Annotated in this window: 2 protein-coding genes and 1 pseudogene; 2 read left to right on the forward strand and 1 reads right to left on the reverse strand. The window is 67.5% G+C overall.

Features of this window, described 5'->3' with window-relative positions; all coding sequences use genetic code 11:
- A partial coding sequence (locus GJV64_RS14300; RefSeq protein ID WP_235927776.1) for a GcrA family cell cycle regulator occupies nt 1-211 on the reverse strand: 211 nt, incomplete at its 3' end.
- 72 nt (nt 212-283) lie between these two features.
- Between GJV64_RS14300 and GJV64_RS14305 the strand changes: the two genes are divergently transcribed.
- Nucleotides 284-1,135 (forward strand): ABC transporter permease, encoded by an 852-nt coding sequence (locus GJV64_RS14305; RefSeq protein ID WP_164158128.1) that lies wholly within the window; start codon nt 284-286, stop codon nt 1,133-1,135.
- Between the two features lie 157 nt (nt 1,136-1,292).
- Nucleotides 1,293-1,521 (forward strand): annotated as a pseudogene (locus tag GJV64_RS14310) (hypothetical protein); the annotation flags it as partial.

The following is a 1,521-nucleotide window of genomic DNA, read 5'->3' on the forward strand; positions in this document are numbered from 1 at the left end:
CGCGCGGCGGCGGGGCCGGGGCGGGCTGTGCGGCCGGTGCTTCGCCGGCCTTCACCGGCGACGGGCGGCTTTCCAGCCCCAGCCGGTGCGCCTTGCCGATGACGGCGTTGCGGGTGACGCCTTCGCCCAGCATCTCGGCGATCTGGGTGGCGGTCATGCCGCTTTCCCAGCCCTGCTTGAGCTTGGCGATGCGTTCGTCGGTCCAGGCCATAGGTGAAAACTTTCGAAGGATGGCGGCAGGCCCTTGGCAGGCAGGCCGCAAGGCCATAAGCCCCTAGCGATGATGAACGCCAACAGCAAGATGGCCGGCGCCGGCGAGCCTGTGTCGCCACCCATCCGCGAGCCGGGAGTGCCGGTGATCGCGCGTGTCAACAGCGAGGGGCTGAAGACCCTTTATCTGAAAGAGGTGCGCCGCTTTTACAAGGTGCAGCTGCAAACGATCTGGGCGCCGGCGATCACCACATTGTTGTTCCTGGTGATCTTCGCCGTCGCGCTGGGGCGGGGCGACCGTCAGGTTCTGGGCGTGCCCTACAGCAATTTCCTGGGGCCGGGCCTGATCGTGATGGGCATGATCCAGAACAGCTTTGCCAATTCGTCGTCGTCGATCCTTGTCGCCAAGGTGCAGGGCTCGATCATCGATGTGCTGATGCCGCCGCTGTCGGCCGGCGAACTGGTGTTCGCCTGGGTGGCCGGCGCCGTCACCCGCGCCTGGCTGGTGGGAACGGCCGTGTGGCTGGCGATGGCGCTGGCACCGGGGGTGGACGTGCCGGTCCACAACCCGTTCCTCATTCTCTATTATGGCACGATGGGCGCGGTGCTGCTGGGGCTGCTCGGCATCCTCACCGGCATCTGGGCCGACAAGTTCGACCATGCCGCCGCGGTCAGCAACTTCGTCATCCAGCCGCTCACCCTGCTGTCGGGCACCTTCTATGCCGTGGAGCGGCTGGGGCCCACGGTGTCCGGCATCGCCCATGCCAACCCCTTCTTTCATGTCATCGATGGCTTCCGGGCGGGCTTCATCGGCGTGTCTGACGGCCCGCTGCTGGCCGGCGGCGTCGTGCTGCTGGCTGTCAACATCCTGCTATGGTGGCTGTGCTTCAGGGTGGTGCGATCGGGCTGGAAGCTGCGCGCCTGACCGAAGCGGTTGGGCCGGCAAAAAATCTTCAGGCCAGCGCGGGGGAAGGTGTGTCGCTATGACGTATGGCCTGCTGGATTGGTGCGCCGTATCGGCGGCGCGCAATGAAACAGTGCAGGGGGTCGCCGTGGCGGCCGTTGGGGAATAGACTGTCGTGATGAAATTGCGTGTCTTCGCCAAGCCCGCCACCATTGCGATGGCGCTGCTGCTGGCTGCCTGTTCGGGCAGCGAGAAGGGCGGTGAGGGCGGCGGGCCGGGGGGGCGGCGGCGGCCGATGCTCACCGTGTCGGCGCAGACGGCGGCGCTGGAGGAATTCGCGCCGACGCTGGTGGCGCTGGGCACCGTCACGCCGAGCCAGAGCGTGGCGGTGCGGCCCCGCGCCGACG

It is taken from the genome of Sandarakinorhabdus rubra, from assembly GCF_010994245.1.
Classification (GTDB): Bacteria; Pseudomonadota; Alphaproteobacteria; order Sphingomonadales; family Sphingomonadaceae; genus Sandarakinorhabdus; species Sandarakinorhabdus rubra.

Coding starts and splice junctions, on each gene's coding strand:
- GJV64_RS14305 (WP_164158128.1), top strand. CDS start 284: ATGAACGCCAACAGCAAGATGGCCGGCGCCGGCGAGCCTGTGTCGCCA.